Origin of the sequence: Pseudomonas batumici (assembly GCF_036585405.1) — a bacterium.
Taxonomy (GTDB): Bacteria; Pseudomonadota; Gammaproteobacteria; order Pseudomonadales; family Pseudomonadaceae; genus Aquipseudomonas; species Aquipseudomonas batumici.
Genome location: NZ_CP144470.1, coordinates 5,318,627 through 5,334,987, shown reverse-complemented (window position 1 = coordinate 5,334,987; position 16,361 = coordinate 5,318,627). Strand labels below are relative to the sequence as shown.

14 protein-coding genes are annotated in these 16,361 nt (G+C 62.6%); 4 read left to right on the top strand and 10 right to left on the bottom strand.

Going from position 1 to position 16,361, the window contains the following annotated elements; genetic code table 11:
• Positions 1-300 precede the first annotated feature (300 nt).
• Positions 301-1,299, top strand: coding sequence for an AraC family transcriptional regulator (locus tag NUH87_RS24295; protein ID WP_338522994.1), 999 nt, complete (start codon positions 301-303; stop codon positions 1,297-1,299).
• A 15-nt stretch (positions 1,300-1,314) separates the two neighbouring features.
• Here NUH87_RS24295 and NUH87_RS24290 read toward each other — a convergent pair whose 3' ends face one another.
• Positions 1,315-2,661 carry an ATP-binding protein gene (locus NUH87_RS24290; protein WP_338522993.1) on the bottom strand — a complete coding sequence of 449 codons (1,347 nt, stop codon included), beginning with the start codon at positions 2,659-2,661 and terminating at the stop codon, positions 1,315-1,317.
• Complete coding sequence (locus NUH87_RS24285) at positions 2,658-3,335, bottom strand: response regulator (protein ID WP_040070114.1); 678 nt, start codon at positions 3,333-3,335, stop codon at positions 2,658-2,660. The genes NUH87_RS24290 and NUH87_RS24285 overlap by 4 nt, the downstream gene beginning before the upstream one ends.
• A gap of 208 nt (positions 3,336-3,543) precedes the next feature.
• Here NUH87_RS24285 and NUH87_RS24280 point away from each other — a divergent pair, with 208 nt between their 5' ends.
• A complete protein-coding gene (locus tag NUH87_RS24280; protein ID WP_338522992.1) occupies positions 3,544-4,335 on the top strand; it encodes a dienelactone hydrolase family protein in 792 nt (263 codons plus the stop codon).
• An 89-nt stretch (positions 4,336-4,424) separates the two neighbouring features.
• Positions 4,425-5,150: a 4'-phosphopantetheinyl transferase gene (locus NUH87_RS24275; protein WP_338522991.1), complete on the top strand. Its 726-nt coding sequence runs from the start codon at positions 4,425-4,427 to the stop codon at positions 5,148-5,150.
• A gap of 9 nt (positions 5,151-5,159) precedes the next feature.
• Here the strand turns inward: NUH87_RS24275 and NUH87_RS24270 are convergent, their stop codons facing one another.
• Together NUH87_RS24270 and NUH87_RS24265 are read right to left on the bottom strand one after the other, a co-directional pair.
• Complete coding sequence (locus NUH87_RS24270) at positions 5,160-6,770, bottom strand: ATP-binding protein (RefSeq protein WP_338522990.1); 1,611 nt, start codon at positions 6,768-6,770, stop codon at positions 5,160-5,162.
• Entirely contained in the window at positions 6,767-7,504 is a 738-nt protein-coding gene (locus NUH87_RS24265; RefSeq protein WP_338522989.1) for a response regulator, read from the bottom strand. The genes NUH87_RS24270 and NUH87_RS24265 overlap by 4 nt, the downstream gene beginning before the upstream one ends.
• 723 nt (positions 7,505-8,227) lie before the next feature.
• Here NUH87_RS24265 and NUH87_RS24260 point away from each other — a divergent pair.
• Positions 8,228-11,128, top strand: coding sequence for a ribonucleoside-diphosphate reductase subunit alpha (locus tag NUH87_RS24260; RefSeq protein WP_040070105.1), 2,901 nt, complete (start codon positions 8,228-8,230; stop codon positions 11,126-11,128).
• Positions 11,129-11,302: 174 nt separating this feature from the next.
• Here the strand turns inward: NUH87_RS24260 and flgE are convergent, their stop codons facing one another.
• The 6 genes from flgE to NUH87_RS24230 form a co-directional block, all read right to left on the bottom strand.
• The gene (flgE, locus tag NUH87_RS24255; protein WP_338522988.1) at positions 11,303-12,598 is read right to left on the bottom strand and encodes a flagellar hook protein FlgE; all 1,296 of its coding nucleotides are present in this window, start codon (positions 12,596-12,598) and stop codon (positions 11,303-11,305) included.
• Between the two features lie 31 nt (positions 12,599-12,629).
• A complete protein-coding gene (gene flgD, locus NUH87_RS24250; RefSeq protein WP_338522987.1) occupies positions 12,630-13,364 on the bottom strand; it encodes a flagellar hook assembly protein FlgD in 735 nt (244 codons plus the stop codon).
• 15 nt (positions 13,365-13,379) lie between these two features.
• Complete coding sequence (gene flgC / locus NUH87_RS24245; RefSeq protein WP_040070100.1) at positions 13,380-13,823, bottom strand: flagellar basal body rod protein FlgC; 444 nt, start codon at positions 13,821-13,823, stop codon at positions 13,380-13,382.
• Between the two features lie 3 nt (positions 13,824-13,826).
• On the bottom strand, positions 13,827-14,234 hold the full coding sequence (gene flgB / locus NUH87_RS24240) for a flagellar basal body rod protein FlgB (RefSeq protein ID WP_040070098.1): 408 nt from the start codon (positions 14,232-14,234) through the stop codon (positions 13,827-13,829).
• 241 nt (positions 14,235-14,475) lie between these two features.
• A complete protein-coding gene (gene cheR / locus NUH87_RS24235; RefSeq protein WP_338522986.1) occupies positions 14,476-15,303 on the bottom strand; it encodes a protein-glutamate O-methyltransferase CheR in 828 nt (275 codons plus the stop codon).
• A 54-nt stretch (positions 15,304-15,357) separates the two neighbouring features.
• Complete coding sequence (locus tag NUH87_RS24230) at positions 15,358-16,284, bottom strand: chemotaxis protein CheV (RefSeq protein ID WP_040070094.1); 927 nt, start codon at positions 16,282-16,284, stop codon at positions 15,358-15,360.
• Positions 16,285-16,361 lie beyond the last annotated feature (77 nt).

Below are 16,361 nucleotides of genomic sequence, written 5' to 3'. Positions count from 1 at the left end.
ATCAGCGGCCATGGGACCTGAAGCACGAACCCTCCTGCACCGGAGGGATTTTTGTTTTTTGTCAAACTGCGTGGGGCTAGACCCCTTGTTGTTCGCAAAGCCCGTGCCACTTTTTGCAAAATACCGGCAAAGCCTTTAGCCATCATCCTTTGCGGGGTTTATCGATCGATCACGCCTACAGCATAGATGGCGGTTTTCCGCCTATCCACCCCAAAGCACCCGAGGATTTGGCGGATATCCGCCTTGTCCCTGCGTCATATCCATGACTAGCATCGGCCACTCAACAGACGGAACCGCCCCATGCGCGAACGCACCATCGCCAGCCACTTCGCCCGCGCCGCCCTGGAAGGCGCGCGTCGACAGGGTCACGATTGTTCGCCGCTGCTGCAACGCCTGGGCATCGCCCCGCAATGGCTGGACGAACCCAGGGCCCGCCTGGCGCCGGAGCAGTTCACGCAACTGCTGCAAGGGCTCTGGCTGGAGCTGGACGACGAATACCTGGGTTTCGGCCAGGGCCGCTGTCGGCGCGGCACCTTCGCCATGATGAGCCATGCGCTGATTCATTGCCCCACGCTGGAAAAGGCCCTGAACCGTGGCCTGCTGTTCTACGGCCTGTTCCCCGACGCACCGCGCCTGCGGCTCAGCCGCGAAGGCGACTGCGCGCGCCTGAGCCTGGACGCCTCGAACCTGTGGGATCCGGATCACTTTCTCAGCGAGTGCCTGCTGGTGGTCTGGCACCGCCTGGGCAGTTGGCTGATCGGCCAGCGCATTCGCCTGCTCGAGGCCAGCTTCGGCTACCCGAGGCCCGAGCATGCCAGTGAATACGACCTGTTGTTTCCTTGCCCCCTGACCTTCGACGCCGCGGCCACCAGCCTGCTGTTCAGCAGCCGTTACCTGGGGATGCCGTTGCAGCAGGACGAACGCACGCTCAAGCAGTTCCTCGGTCGCGCCCCCGCCGACCTGCTGGCCCGTCCCGACGACGGCGACAGCCTGAGCAGCCAGCTGCGGCGCCTGCTCAGCCGTGACGCCACGCGCTGGCCGGACCTGGAAGCCGTCGCCCAGCACCTGCACATCAGCCCGCAGACCCTGCGGCGGCACTTGCGCGAGGAGGGCACGAGTTTTCAGGAACTCAAGGATCAACTGCGGCGGGACATCGCCATCTATCACCTGGGCCGCAGCGAACGGTCGTTGCAACAGATCGCCGAGCAGCTGGGTTTTTCCGAGCCCTCGGCGTTTCACCGGGCCTTCAAGAAGTGGACCGGCCTGACCCCCGGTGCCTATCGCGCCCAGGAACTGTAGGCGCGACCCGGGCGGTCATTGTGGCGGGAAATGAATCCGGAACGATGCCCCACCCAGGTTCGAATCCCCCAGGGTCATCTCGGCGTCGTAGCTCTGGATAATGTCCTGGACCACCGCCAGGCCGATGCCCTGCCCCGGGTGCTGACGGTCCAGGCGCTCGCCGCGGCGCAGAACCCGCTCCCGCTGGTCGGGCGGCACGCCCGGGCCGTCGTCCTCGACATACACCTCGATCCCCTGCAAGCCCCGGCGCATGCTGATCCGCACCTGGCTCAGGCACAAGCGATAGGCGTTCTCCAGCAGGTTGCCGAGGAGTTCCAGCAGCGCCCCCTGCTCGATCGGCACATGGTTGAACTGCGGCACGTCGATGACGACCTTGACCTGCTTGTCGCGATAGACCTTGTCCAGCGTGCTGCACAGGCTGTCGAGCACCGGGCGCAATTCGACCTGATGCCGGACCAGGCCGCTCTTGCGCAGGCTGGCACGCTGCAACTGGTAACTGATCTGCTGGTTCATCCGCTCGATCTGGCTCTGCAGGACCCGGGCCTGATCGCGATCCTGGGGCCGCAGGGCCATCCCCTCGCTGACCCCTTGCAGGACCGCCAGGGGCGTTTTCAGGCTGTGGGCCAGGTCGTCCAGGGAATCGCGATAGCGGCTGCGCTGTTCACGCTCGCTGCGCAGCAGGCGGTTGAGCGAGCCGGTCAGGCGCAGCAGTTCCCGCGGATGCTCCTCGCTGAGGCTCTCCAGTTCGCCGCTCTCGATCTGGTCCAGCTCCTGGCTCAAGCGCCGCAGCGCGCGCAGGCCCCAGGTCAGGCCGAGCCAGAGCAGGGCCAACAGCACGGTCAAGGCCGCGCCGAAACCCAGGTAGAGTTTTTCCCGCAGACCGGCCAGGGTCATGTTGTATTCGCGCATCGGCTGCAGGGCGACAAAGCTGTAGGCGGCGCTCTTGCCGCCCAGCAGCTTGACCTCCACGTCGTAGACGAAGAATTCGTCGCCGTTGTCCTCGCGGATCTTCGCGAACTCGCTGCCGCGCCCGTCATAACGGGGCTTGTAATTGATGTGTTCTTCCTGGGTCGCCCGCGAACGCCAGACCTGGCGCCCCTCGCGGTCGAAGATGTAGCCCAGCAGGCGGCTGTCGGGCAGGTTGAATTTTTCGTCGGGCAGCAGATCGGGCATCTGCAGCTTCTGCTTTTCGATGCGCGCCGCGGAAATCAGCGTGGTCACGTCCGAGGCCAGGCGTTGCTCGATGGAGTCCTGCAACGCCAGGCTGAATGCGCCCTGCATCGCCGGCAACAAGGCCAGCATGAACAGGATCGCCAGGATGGTGGCGGCCAGCATCAGCCGCACCCGTAGCGAACGAATCACCGGCAGCGCTCGTTGAACAGGTAGCCCAGTCCCCGCACGGTATCGATCGGCTTGAACCCGACCGGCCCTTCCAGCTTGCGCCGCAGGCGCCCGACCAGCACCTCGATCACATTCGGATCACGCTCGTCGTCGTCCGGGTACAACTGCTCCATCAGGCGATCCTTGGCCACCACCTGCTGGTGATGACGCATCAGGTACTCGAGAATCCGGTATTCGTAGGCCGTCAGGGCCAGGGGCTGGTCGTCGAGGGAGGCCTGCTTGCGGTTGAGGTCCAGCAGCAGGGGGCCGGCGGTAATGGTCGACTGGGTAAAGCCGCTGGAGCGCCGCAGCAAGGCATTCATCCGCGCCTCCAGCTCCTCGAACTGGAAGGGTTTGACCAGGTAGTCGTCGGCACCGGCGGCCAGGCCTTCGACCTTGTCCTGCCAGTTGCCGCGCGCGGTGAGGATCAGGATCGGGAATACCTTGTCGCTCGAACGCAACTGGCGGATCAGGTCCAGTCCGCCCATGCCCGGCAGGCCGAGGTCGATCACCGCCAGGTCATGATGGAACTGCTCGGTCTGGTACAGCGCCTCTTCGGCATTGCCCACCGCCTCGACCACATGACCACTGTCGCTCAAGCGGGTCTGCAAGTGATGGCGCAGCAACGCCTCGTCTTCTACCACCAGCAATTTCATACTGCTCTCCCAACGCTACCGGCATCGCTTCACCCATAACGGTAACTCAGTTCTGCCAAAGTGTTTCATGAAAGACACGGCCGACCGGCAAGCAGCAGATTCGCGCATCATCATTGATACAGAGTAAACAAGCAGCCCTGAACTCCCCCTGAACACATTGGATCGTCTAGGCTTGGCCGGTATCACCTTTTTTCCGGGAGAACCTGCAATGCGGCTGTTACTCGCTGTTTTTCTGCTCGCGCTGAGCACCCTGTCCCAGGCCGAGATCAAGACCCGGAGCATTCCTTACCAAAGCCCTGACGGCACGCGGATGATCGGCTACCTGGCCTATGACGACGCGATCAAGGGCCCCCGGCCGGGCGTCGTGGTCGTGCACGAGTGGTGGGGGCTCAACGACTACGCCAAGCGCCGCGCCCGCGACCTCGCGGCCCTGGGCTACAGCGCCCTGGCCATCGACATGTATGGCGAGGGCAAGAACACCGAACACCCGAAAGACGCCATGGCCTTCATGCAGGCCGCGACCCGGAACAGCGCCGCCGCCAGCGCGCGTTTCCAGGCCGGGCTCGAGCTGCTGAAACAGCAGCCGCAGACCAATCCGGACAAACTCGCCGCCATCGGCTACTGCTTCGGCGGTGGCGTGGTGCTCGACGCCGCGCGCCGGGGCGTGCCGCTGGCCGGTGTGGTCAGTTTCCATGGTGTCCTGGCGACCGACACACCGGCTACGCCGGGCAGCGTCAAGGCCAGGATCCTGGTGGAACATGGTGCCAAGGACAGCATGGTCACCGCACAAAACGTCAGCGCGTTCAAGGCGGAAATGGACAAGGCCGGCGCCGACTACCGCTTCGTCAGCCTGGAAGGGGCCAAGCACGGTTTCACCAACCCGGACGCGGATCGCCTGAGCCACGGCGATCACGGTGGCCCGGATATCGGCTACAACAAGGCCGCCGATGAAAGTTCGTGGGCGGATATGCGCGCGTTCCTGAAGAAGGTCTTTGGCTGACTGCCTCTGCCTGAGCCGGGTGCCCAAGGGTACCCGGCCTGGGAAATAGGCTCTGGAAAGCACCGCCCCAACCCGGCAAAATGCCGGACATGAACAGCCTCCCTGCCCTGCCCGCCTGCTGCACGCCCCTCGACGCCCACTGGCCGCTGCCCGAGGCGGTGGCGCATGGCGTCTTTCTCAGCACCCGGTTCACCCCGTCCCAGCTGGTCCCGGACGACTTCCAGCGCAGCCGCATCGAACCGCCCGCCAGCATTCAACGCTCGGTGGCCAAGCGCCAGGCCGAATTCCTCGCCGGCCGCCTCTGCGCCCGCGCCGCCCTGCGGCAACTGGACGGTACCGACCAGGTTCCCGCCATCGGTGAGGACCGTGCGCCCATCTGGCCGGCCCATGTCACCGGTTCCATCACCCATGGCGGCGGCCGGGCCGCCGCCATCGTCGCGCCCAAACGCCACTGGCAAGGCCTGGGGATGGACCTGGAAGACCTGCTGAGCGCCGAGCGGGCCGAGCGACTGGCCGGTGAGATCCTCACCCCGGCCGAGATGCAGCGCATGGCCGCCGGCGGCGCCGAGCAGCTCGCCCTGCTGGTGACCCTGACCTTCTCGGTCAAGGAAAGCCTGTTCAAGGCCCTCTACCCACTGGTGCGCAAACGCTTTTACTTCGAACACGCCGAAGTGCTCGAGTGGGATCTCCACGGGCAGGTGCGTTTGCGCCTGCTGACCGATCTGTCCAGTGAATGGCGCAATGGCAGCGAACTGCAAGCGCAGTTCGGCCTGCATGAAGGACAATTGCTCAGCCTGGTTGCCATCCCCACCTGAGCCGCCGCGTCAGGACTTGCCCTGATAACGTGGCCAGCTCAGGCTGAAGCACGCGCCATCGAGCAACTGGCTCTTGCCGATCAGCGCCCGGCCCTCGTGCCAATGAATGATCCGGCGCACGATGGACAACCCCAGGCCATGCCCACCCGAGGCCCGAGTCCGGCTGTCATCCAGGCGCATGAACGGCGTGAAGATCCGGTCCCAGGCACTTTCCGGGACACCCGGGCCGTCGTCCTCGACATCCACCCGGCAGCGCAACGGCCCGACCTGGTAGCTGATACAAACTTGGGACTGCGCATGGCGCATCGCGTTGCTGACCAGGTTCTGCAAGGCTCGATGCAGATAACGCGGCTCGGCCTCGACCCAGACCTCGCCCCCGTCGGCCAGCGGAAAGCACAACCCGCGCGTGACCCGCACCTCCACCCGCAACGGCGCCAGTTCACCGATCACCTGGTCGACCAGGGCACTGAGGTCGATCCGCTGGAAGTTCAAGGCCGGGGTGCCTTGCTCCAGGCGGGCGTAGGTCAGCATCTCGTCCACCAGTCGGTCGAGGTCCTGGATATCGTTGTCCATGCCCTCCATGTACTTGTGCCGCGCCTCGGGCGTCTGCGCATCGCCGATCATTTCCAGACCGAAACGCAGGCGCGCCACCGGGGTACGCAACTCGTGGGACACCGCTCTTACCAGCTCGCGCTGGATCATCAACGACCGCTGCAGGTGCTCGGCCATGCCATTGAACGCCGCGGCCAGGCGTCCGATGGAGTCGGCGCCACCGGCCGGCACGCGGGTTTCCAGGCTGCCCTGGGCCAGCCGCGTGGCCGCCGACTCCAGGCCGCGCAGCCGCCGTTCCAGCTGCCGCACCAACAGGTAGACGATCAGGCCGATCAGGCTCAAGCCAAGCACGGCGATCAACACCAGCCATTGGACCGGATAGGGGTCCATCTGATACAGCGGGCCGATTTCCAGGACCCAGGGCGTACCGGAGAGGCCGGCAAACACCCGGATCGAATCGCCGCCCTTGCCCAGGGCCATGACCGTGTCGCCTTCGCTGATCCGCCGGCGCTGGTCTTCATCCATATCGGCCTGGTCCAGGGTGACCAGCTTCATGTCGAAACCAAAGCCCTTGTCACGCTTGAGCGCCGCCAGGCGCCCGGGCTGCTCAACATAGGGATAGCGGACCAACTCGTCGGCCAACAGATAGATGGTCGCCCGGGCCAACTGCTCGCTGATCTGCTGGACCTCGCCGGTCAGTACAAGCTGTTCCGGCTCGCTGACCAGTCGATAGATCTTCGCCGCATAAGGCCCGGTCTGTTCCACCAGGGCCTGCCCCCGCAGCACACGGGTCCTCTGGCCGAGATCCAGGTGCACATCGGCCAGCGACTGCAAGGACAGCGGAATGCCCAGCAAGCGCTCCCACACCACCAGGGCCCGACGGCGCTCGATTTCGTCCATCGGCCGCAGGTTGTCGGCCATCAGCGAGAAGGTGCCGTGGGCCAGGTGTTCGCGATACTGCTCGCCGCGCGCCTGGTTGAGCAGGTGCAGGGCCAGTACCCCGAGCAACGCCACCAGCACCAGCGCGGCGCACATGCCACCGTAGATGCGCAGGAAGATCGAGTTCACGACGGCAGGTCTGCACACGCTTCGGGGACGAAGAGATAGCCTTTGCTGCGAATGGTCTTGATCAGCCTCGGATGCTCGGGGTCGTCGCCGATTTTCGGCCGGATGCGCGAGATGCGCACATCGATGGAGCGGTCCTGGCCGTCATAGCCGATGCCGCGCAAGGCCGTGAAGATTTCTTCGCGAGACAGGATCCGCCCGGCATTCGCCACCAGCAACCAGAGCAGGTCGAACTCGGCGCTGGTCAGCTCGATCCCGACCTCGCTCAGCCAGGCCTCGCGCAAGGCGTTGTCGACCACCAACGGGCCGAACCGCAGACGCCGGACCTTTTCGCCGGTGCCGCCCTGGGGTGACTCGCCGCGCCGCAGCAGCGCCCGGATACGCGCCAGCAACAGGCGCGGGCGCACGGGCTTGCAGACATAATCGTCGGCCCCCAGATCCAGCCCCTGGATCTGGTCGAGGTCGTCGGTGCGCGCGGTCAACATCAGGATCACCCCGTCGTAGCGCTCGCGCACCTTGCGGCAGATGCTCAAGCCATCCTCGCCGGGCAGCATCAGGTCGAGAATCACCAGGTCAGGCTGTTCGGCGATGATCCGCTCGGCGGCCCGGGCGCCGTTGCCCTCGATGGAGACCCGCAAGCCGTTGCTCTCGAGGTACTCACGGGTCAGTTCGGCCAGACGCTGGTCATCCTCGACTATCAATACCTGCCAGGCTTGCTCCACGGGCGACCTCTGCATACGAATATCCAGCATTGAAAAGGATCCGCCCGTCTTTTTGTCATGATTTGGGAGGATATAGAAAGGGTATGGCCGGCCGATTGTAGCAACGACCGGCAATCGTACACACACCTGGATTTGCACTCGGTCATGGGCTTTTTTTGTGATAGGGTGCGCGCCCGCAAAAATCCGCGCGAGGGGCGGTTGCAGCGGTAAAAAACAATGACGGGTGGTCCAATCCCGCCCTGCCGCGGCCTACATGCGGTTTCAAGCTTTCATACACAAATTACGCACAGATTTATCCACAGGTAGCACGTTGCAATCGCCCCCAAAAACGCATTATCTTGTAGCTCGGCGGCAAAAAAACCCAACATGTAGGGTTTTCGCCCAAAATCCCCAACCACATTTCGCGTCAGGAACTCAAGCTCTTTTCTTGCATCCGCGGGGTTGAACTAAACACCGATTTGAAAGCCCAAACCGCAGATGCGGATGGCAGCCGTTCTCCCCCCTCTTGCGTGGGAAAACGGTACGGGTGTTGCAGGACAAAACTGTCACCCACCAGGAATACCGCTTCGGGTCAGCGACCCGTGGCGTTGAAAACTTCGGCATGGAAGCGGCGCCCGACAGGCCCCTTCCTCTGTCTCGAAGTGGTTATGCCCGACATCGCTCGGTTGTAGTGCTTCAGGACAGAACGGTGGGCACCTTCGTGGTGCCCAAACAAACATAGAGAACGTGGAGACACCCATGCAAACCGACACAACTCGCGAGAACCCGCAAGGCACCGTGCCGCAGGCCGCCGATTCGAATCTGGATCTGTCCGCCACCGCGCCGGGCCAACTGCGCGTGATCAAGCGTAACGGCACTGTCGTTCCCTACACCGATGACAAGATCACCGTCGCCATCACCAAAGCGTTCCTCGCAGTTGAAGGCGGCACCGCTGCCGCTTCGTCGCGCATCCACGACACCGTCGCCCGCCTGACCGAACAGGTCACCGCGACCTTCAAGCGGCGCATGCCTTCGGGCGGCACCATCCACATCGAGGAAATCCAGGACCAGGTCGAACTGGCCCTGATGCGTGCCGGCGAGCAGAAAGTCGCGCGCGACTACGTGATCTACCGTGATTCGCGGGCCAAGGAACGCGCCATCCGCACCCCGGCCGAAGCACCGGTCAACGCCCACCCGTCGATCCGCATTACCCGTGCCGACGGCAGCGTCGCGCCGCTGGACATGGGCCGCCTGAACACCATCGTCAGCGAAGCCTGCGAAGGCCTGGAAGAAGTCGACGGCGACCTGATCCAGCGCGAAACCCTGAAGAACCTCTACGACGGCGTGGCCCTGAAGGACGTCAACACCGCCCTGGTGATGACCGCCCGCACCCTGGTGGAACGTGAGCCGAACTACTCGTTCGTGACCGCTCGCCTGCTGATGGACACCCTGCGCGCCGAAGGCCTGAGCTTCCTGGCCGTGGCCGAGAGCGCCACCCACCACGAGATGGCCGACCTGTACGCCAAGGCCCTGCCGGCCTATGTCGCCAAGGGTATCGAGTTCGAACTGCTGAACCCCGTGCTGGCCGAATTCGACCTGGAAAAACTGGGCAAGGCGATCAACCACGAGCGCGACCAGCAATTCACCTACCTGGGCCTGCAAACCCTGTACGACCGTTACTTCATCCACAAGGACGGTATCCGCTTCGAACTGCCGCAGATCTTCTTCATGCGCGTGGCCATGGGCCTGGCGATCGAAGAGAAGCAACGTGAAGAGCGTGCCATCGAGTTCTACAACCTGTTGTCGTCCTTCGACTACATGGCGTCGACGCCGACCCTGTTCAACGCCGGTACCCTGCGTCCACAGCTGTCGAGCTGCTACCTGACCACCGTGCCGGACGACCTGTCGGGCATCTATGGCGCGATCCACGACAACGCCATGCTGTCGAAATTCGCTGGCGGCCTGGGCAACGACTGGACCCCGGTGCGCGCGCTGGGCTCCTACATCAAGGGCACCAACGGCAAGTCCCAGGGCGTCGTGCCCTTCCTCAAGGTGGTCAACGACACCGCCGTGGCGGTCAACCAGGGCGGCAAGCGCAAGGGCGCGGTCTGTGCCTACCTGGAAACCTGGCACATGGACATCGAAGAGTTCATCGAGCTGCGCAAGAACACCGGTGACGACCGTCGTCGTACCCACGACATGAACACCGCCAACTGGATCCCCGACCTGTTCATGAAGCGCGTCTTCGATGACGGCAAGTGGACCCTGTTCTCGCCATCGGAGGTGCCGGACCTGCACGACCTGACCGGCAAGGCCTTCGAAGAGCGCTACGAGTACTACGAAGCCCTGACCGAGTACAACAAGATCAAGCTGTTCAAGGTCGTCCAGGCCAAGGACCTGTGGCGCAAGATGCTCTCCATGCTGTTCGAGACCGGCCACCCATGGCTGACCTTCAAGGACCCGTGCAACCTGCGCAGCCCGCAGCAGCACGTGGGCGTGGTACACAGCTCGAACCTGTGCACCGAGATCACCCTGAACACCAACAAGGACGAGATCGCCGTCTGCAACCTGGGCTCGATCAACCTGCCGAACCATATCGTCAACGGCACGCTGGACAAGGCCAAGCTGCAACGCACCGTGAACACCGCCGTGCGCATGCTCGACAACGTGATCGACATCAACTACTACTCGGTGCCGCAGGCGAAGAACTCCAACTTCAAGCACCGTCCGGTGGGCCTGGGCATCATGGGCTTCCAGGACGCCTTGTACCTGCAGCACATCCCTTACGGTTCGGATGCCGCCGTCGAGTTCGCCGACAAGTCCATGGAAGCAGTCAGCTACTTCGCGATCCAGGCCTCCTGCGACCTGGCCGACGAGCGTGGCGCCTACGAGACGTTCCAGGGTTCGCTGTGGTCCAAGGGCATCCTGCCGCTGGATTCGCAACAGATCCTGATCGAGTCCCGCGGCCAGAAGTACATTGATGTCGACCTGACCGAAAGCCTGGACTGGGCACCGGTTCGCGCCCGTGTACAGAAAGGTATTCGCAACTCCAACATCATGGCCATCGCACCGACCGCGACCATCGCCAACATCACCGGCGTCTCGCAGTCGATCGAACCGACCTACCAGAACCTGTACGTGAAATCGAACCTGTCGGGCGAATTCACCGTGATCAACCCGTACCTGGTTCGCGACCTGAAGGCCCGCGGCCTGTGGGACTCGGTAATGATCAACGACCTGAAGTACTACGACGGTTCCGTGCAGCAGATCGAACGCATCCCGCAGGAGCTCAAGGAGCTGTATGCGACCGCGTTCGAAGTGGAAACCAAGTGGATCGTCGATGCCGCCAGCCGTCGCCAGAAGTGGATCGACCAGGCGCAGTCGCTGAACCTGTACATCGCCGGTGCTTCGGGCAAGAAGCTCGACGTGACCTACCGCATGGCCTGGTACCGTGGTCTGAAGACCACCTACTACCTCCGTGCCCTGGCCGCGACCAGCACCGAGAAGTCGACCATCAACACCGGCAAGCTGAACGCGGTGTCCAGTGGCGGCAACCACGGCGACGATTCGATCCTGGCGGCCCCCACCGCGCCAGCCGGCCCGGCACCTGTGCCAAAGGCCTGTGCGATCGACGAGCCGGATTGCGAAGCTTGCCAATAAGCCGAGCCAGGCCAGCGCGTCACCGCGCTGGTTGAGAAACCCCCGTCAGGCCCAGCCTGGCGGGGGTTTTCTTTTGCCGGAAGCGCCCCTCCAGATTCCCCCCTCCCCTTATCACAGGCACAAAAAAGCCCCATTCAAGGGGCTTTCCTGCAAAGCACTTTCAGTCAGGCCGCATCACGCCATCTGGATGATGGTCTGCATGATGCTGCTCTGGGTGGAGATGGTCTTGGCGTTCGCCTGGTAGTAGCTCTGGCCCTTGATCAGGTCCACCAGCTCGCTGGTCAGGTTGACGTTGGAGGCCTCCAGGGAACCGGAAACGATCGAACCGTTGGTGCCGACCGTACCGCCGTCGAAGGCCGGCTGGCCGGACGAGAAGGTTTCTTTCCAACTGGTGCCACCTACGGCCTGCAGACCTTGCTCGTTGGTGAAGGTCGCCAGGGCCACCTGGCCGATCGCCTTGTGCTGCTGGTTGCTGAAGTTGGCCGAGATCACACCGGTGGCATCGATGGTGACGTCGGTGATCTGGCCGGTGGCGTAACCGTCGTTGGTGATGCTGTTACGGGCGGTATCGGCGTTGAACTGGGTGGTTTTCGTAAAGTCGACAGCAATGCCGGCGGCGTTCGCGCCCGCGCCGTTCGCCGTCCAGACACCCCCGGTGACGGTGCCTGGCACCCAACCGGCAACGGTAATGGAGGTCTGGCCAGCGACACCGCCGATGCTCGCCAACTTGCCCGCGGAGTCAAAGGTCACAGTCACCGGGACAGGGTCGGTGGCCCCACCCACGGTTGCCGCCGTGCCATTAGGGTTGCGACCATCAATCAGCGAATAGACGTTCCAGGTGTTGGAACCGGTCTTGACCGCATACTGGTCCAGGGGGTGGGCATTGCCCTGGGTGTCATAGATAGTGGTGCTGAACGGCTTGGTGTAGGTCGCGGTATTGGTCGGATCGAACGGCGTGGCGATTACCGCCGACTTGGAGTCGAGGTTGAGGGTCGAGCCGATCTTGGTAGTGGTCTGGGGCGACAGGTTCGAGGTGTCGATCCGCAGGTTGGTCAGCACGCCCGGAATGATGTTGCCGTTGGCATCGGCGGCAAAGCCTTGCAGTTTCGCGGTGCCGTCGGTGTTGGTGACGTAGCCGTCCTTGTCGGTTTTGAAGGTGCCGGCACGGGTGTAGCTCAGGGAACCGTTGCCGCTCAGGACGAAGAAGCCGTTGCCCTGCACGCCCATGTCCAGCACGTTGCCGGTGCTGTCCATGCCGCCGTTGCCGAAGTTCTGCGACACGTTGGCCAGGTTCACGCCGTTACCGATGGTCTTGGCGCCGGTACCCAGCTTGGTCGCCGAGTACACGTCGGCGAACTCCGCACGGGAAGACTTGAAGCCGGTGGTGTTGACGTTGGCGATGTTGTTGCCGGTGACGTCGAGTTGCTTGCTGGCCGCAGAGAGACCGCTCAAACCGATATTGAAAGACATGGTTCACTCCTTACTTCGTGTGGGTCGGCTCTTACAGGCCAATGGTCTGGACTTTGGACAGAGCAACACTGCCCACGCCCGCCAGGTTGAGCATCATTTCGCCGCCGTTCTGACCCAGGGTCACGCTGCTGACGGTCGCCGGCAGGTTGGTCGTGAGCGCCGTGGCCGTGCCATTGATCGGCGCGGAGGCATTGAAGGTGTAGGTGCCGCTGGACAACAAGGTGCCCGCATCATTCTTGCCATCCCAGGTAAAGGCGGCATTGCCGGCCGCCTGGGAGCCCAGGTCGATGGTCCTGACCACGGTGCCGCTGGAATCGGTGATCTTCAGGGTCACATCGCTGACGGAGCTTGGAACCACGGCCGTGCCGGTGAAGGTCTTGCTGGTATCGACCACGGCCTGGGTGGCCGGCGCGATAACCGAACGCCCGACCATCGACGACGCCTGCAGCGCCTGGGACGACTGGAAGGAACTGGAGATGTTGTTCACGCTGGTGTTGAGCGTCTGGATACCTTCCAGGCTGCTGAACTGCGCCAACTGTGCGACGAAGGCACTGTTGTCCTGGGGGTTGAGCGGGTCCTGGTTCTTCAGCTGGGTCACCAGCAGTTGCAGGAACGCGTCCTTGCCCAGCGTCTGGCCGCCGGCGGCGCTGCTGATGGCATTGCCCAGCGCGTCGGTACTGCCGGTGGTTGTCTTCTTGGAGTTGGCAATAATCGTATCAAGTGTCGAAGTACTGGTACTCGACGAAGTGCTGGAAACCGTGGTCATGGAAATCGCCCCTTATCACTGACCGAGAGTCAGGACCTTCTGCATCATGGTTTTGGCGGTGCTCATAATGTCCGCGTTGGTCTGGAACGAACGGCTGGCGGAAATCATGTCGGCCATTTCCTGAACCACGTTGACGTTGGGGTAGTAGACATACCCGTTGGCGTCAGCGGCCGGATGGTTCGGCTCATAACGGGCTTCAAGGTTGCTGGGGTCTTCGACCACGCCCATGACCTGAACGCCGGCGCCCGCTCCGTCCTGGCTCTGGAACAGCGAGTTGTCGGTCTGGCCCTGGCCGTTCTGGAACATGGTGGCGAACACCGGATGACGGGCACGATAGGTCTGGTCCATGCTCGACGAGACGGTTTCGGCGTTGGCGATGTTACTGGCGACGGTGTTCAGGCGAGTGGTCTGGGCACTCATGCCGGTACCGGCAATGTTGAAAACGCTGGACAGGGACATGACTTATTCTCCACGCAGGGCTGAAACCAGCCCTTTGAATCGTGCGTTCAGCAGGGTGAAGCTGGCCTGGAAGTCGACCGAGTTCTTCGCATAGTTCGATTGCTCGATCTGCGCATCCACGGTGTTCTGGTCGATCGACGGCTGCATCGGTGTGCGGTACTGCAGCGTGGCATCGCCGTTGCTCAGACCCTGGGCTTCGATATGGCGGGCATTGGTGGTGTTCAGCGCAAAGCTGCCGTTCTGGGCCTTTTCGCTCTGCTCGGCGAGCACCGAGGAGAAATCCATGTCCCGTGCCTTGTAGTTCGGGGTATCGGCGTTGGCGATGTTGTTCGCCAGAACTTCGGCGCGCTGGGCGCGGAAGGCCAGGGCTTGCTCATGGATACCGAGCGCTTTATCGAAGTTGATGCTCATGTCGGGAAACCTTTAGCGGGTTGACCTGGTTTTTTGGAACAGGCTGTTCGTTGCAAGTGACAAAGCAAGGCTCATGCCAGCTTTTCAATGCTTGTAAATCAAGGGCTTGCAGGCAGATGGCGAGCGGCAATGCCAGAAAAGCGGCAAGGCATTTCCGCCGAGCGCCGGTAAAGCGGCAAAACAAGCCAGAAAAAAAAACGGGAACCCGCTGGGGTTCCCGTCTTTTTGTCCTGCTTGCCGCTTACTTGGCCTGGTAGATGATCCCCGGGCTGCACTGCACCATCTGATAGTGATCCGGCAGACCGTTCAGGGCTTCCGATGCCCCGAGGTACAGGTAGCCGCCCGGCTTCAGGGTGCCGTGGATACGCAGCAGAATGTCCTTCTTCACTTCAGCGGAGAAGTAGATCAACACGTTGCGGCAGAACACGATGTCGAACTTGCCCAGGCTCGCATAGCTGTCCAACAGGTTGAACGAGCGAAACTCCACTCGACTCCTGATCGGCGCCTTGACCGCCCAGCGCCCCGGTCCCTTGGGATCGAAGTAACGCTGCAGGCGCTCGGGCGACAGGCCGCGGCCAATAGCCAGACTGTCGTATTCACCGCTCTTGCAGTTGGTGAGCATCAGCCCGGACAGGTCGGTGGCGACAATCTGCGCGCCGCCCTTCAACTGCCCCATGTTGGTCCGCTCGAACTCATCGATCGACATCGAGATCGAATAGGGCTCCTGCCCCGACGAGCACGCGGCCGACCAGATCCGCAGACGCTGGCCAGGACTGGCCTTGATCATTTCCGGCAACACCTTGTTCTTCAGGACCTCGAAGGGATAGGTGTCACGAAACCACAGGGTTTCGTTGGTGGTCATGGCATCCACCACCTGCTCGCGCAAACCGCTGCGTGGCTGGGTCTGGATCCGCTGAACCAGCTCGCCCAGGGACTTGAGCCCCTGCTGCTCCATCAGTTTATTGAGACGGCTGGAAACCAGATACTGCTTGTTTTCACCGAGCAGAATGCCACAGGCCTTTTCCAGGAAGACCCGGAACTGTTCGAAATCCAAATTACCCGTAGACAAATGATGCCGCCTCTACAATCGTTGGTACCGCCGGGAACGGAGGTTCCCGGTCGCTTATTCTGCCGCCTTGATCCGACCGACCACCCGGGCTGCCAGGTCATCGGGACGGAACTTGGCCAGGAAGTCATCGGCGCCGACCTTCTTGACCATCGCCTGGTTGAAGACCCCTGACAAGGAAGTATGCAGGATGATATGAAGTTTTTGCATGCGTGGATCGTTGCGGATCTCGGCCGTGAGGGTGTAACCGTCCATTTCGGGCATTTCGATGTCGGAGATCATCATCAGGAATTCCTCTTCCGGCTTCTTGCCCTCGTCGACCAGCTTGCGCAGGTAATCCAACGCCTGCCGGCCGTCGTTCAACGCCACCACTTCCACGCCCACGGTCTGCAGGCAACGCGTGACCTGCTTGCGCGCCACCGATGAGTCATCCACCGTCAGCACCCGCATCGAAATCGCCTTGGCCTGGGTCTCGACATCGACCACCCCATGGGAAATCGATTCGGAGGTCGGCGACACCTCGGCGAGGATCTTCTCGACGTCGATGATTTCCACCAACTGGTTGTCGATCCGGGTCACGGCGGTCAGGTAGTGATCGCGTCCGGTGCCCTTGGGCGGCGGATGGATCTCTTCCCAGTTCATATTGACGATGCGCTCCACCGATTTCACCAGGAAACCCTGGGTCTTGGTGTTGTACTCGGTAATGATCACAAACGGATTACTTTGATCCTGGAGCCCACCCGCCCCGGTGGCCATCGCCAGATCCAGGATGGGAATGGTCGCCCCACGGATATTCGCCACACCACAGACCACCGGGCTGGATTTGGGCATCAGGGTCAGCTTGGGGCACTGCAGCACCTCCCGCACCTTGAAGACGTTGATCCCGTACAACTGCTGACCATCCAGGCGAAACAACAACAGCTCGAGGCGGTTCTGCCCGACCAGTTGCGTACGCTGGTTCACCGAATCCATCACACCCGCCATACCAGCCACCTCTTACCAAGCTTCATGATCCGACGCCTCTGCGGCATTAAACGGCACGAGCCTTGCTTTTTATACTG

Excerpts from the sequence above, each read along its gene's own strand:
- NUH87_RS24295 (WP_338522994.1), top strand. The coding sequence starts at position 301 with ATGCGCGAACGCACCATCGCCAGCCACTTCGCCCGCGCCGCCCTGGAA.
- NUH87_RS24285 (WP_040070114.1), bottom strand. The coding sequence starts at position 3,335 with ATGAAATTGCTGGTGGTAGAAGACGAGGCGTTGCTGCGCCATCACTTG.
- NUH87_RS24280 (WP_338522992.1), top strand. The coding sequence starts at position 3,544 with ATGCGGCTGTTACTCGCTGTTTTTCTGCTCGCGCTGAGCACCCTGTCC.
- NUH87_RS24275 (WP_338522991.1), top strand. The coding sequence starts at position 4,425 with ATGAACAGCCTCCCTGCCCTGCCCGCCTGCTGCACGCCCCTCGACGCC.
- NUH87_RS24265 (WP_338522989.1), bottom strand. The coding sequence starts at position 7,504 with ATGCAGAGGTCGCCCGTGGAGCAAGCCTGGCAGGTATTGATAGTCGAG.
- NUH87_RS24260 (WP_040070105.1), top strand. The coding sequence starts at position 8,228 with ATGCAAACCGACACAACTCGCGAGAACCCGCAAGGCACCGTGCCGCAG.
- flgE (WP_338522988.1), bottom strand. The coding sequence starts at position 12,598 with ATGTCTTTCAATATCGGTTTGAGCGGTCTCTCTGCGGCCAGCAAGCAA.
- flgD (WP_338522987.1), bottom strand. The coding sequence starts at position 13,364 with ATGACCACGGTTTCCAGCACTTCGTCGAGTACCAGTACTTCGACACTT.
- flgC (WP_040070100.1), bottom strand. The coding sequence starts at position 13,823 with ATGTCCCTGTCCAGCGTTTTCAACATTGCCGGTACCGGCATGAGTGCC.
- flgB (WP_040070098.1), bottom strand. The coding sequence starts at position 14,234 with ATGAGCATCAACTTCGATAAAGCGCTCGGTATCCATGAGCAAGCCCTG.
- NUH87_RS24230 (WP_040070094.1), bottom strand. The coding sequence starts at position 16,284 with ATGGCGGGTGTGATGGATTCGGTGAACCAGCGTACGCAACTGGTCGGG.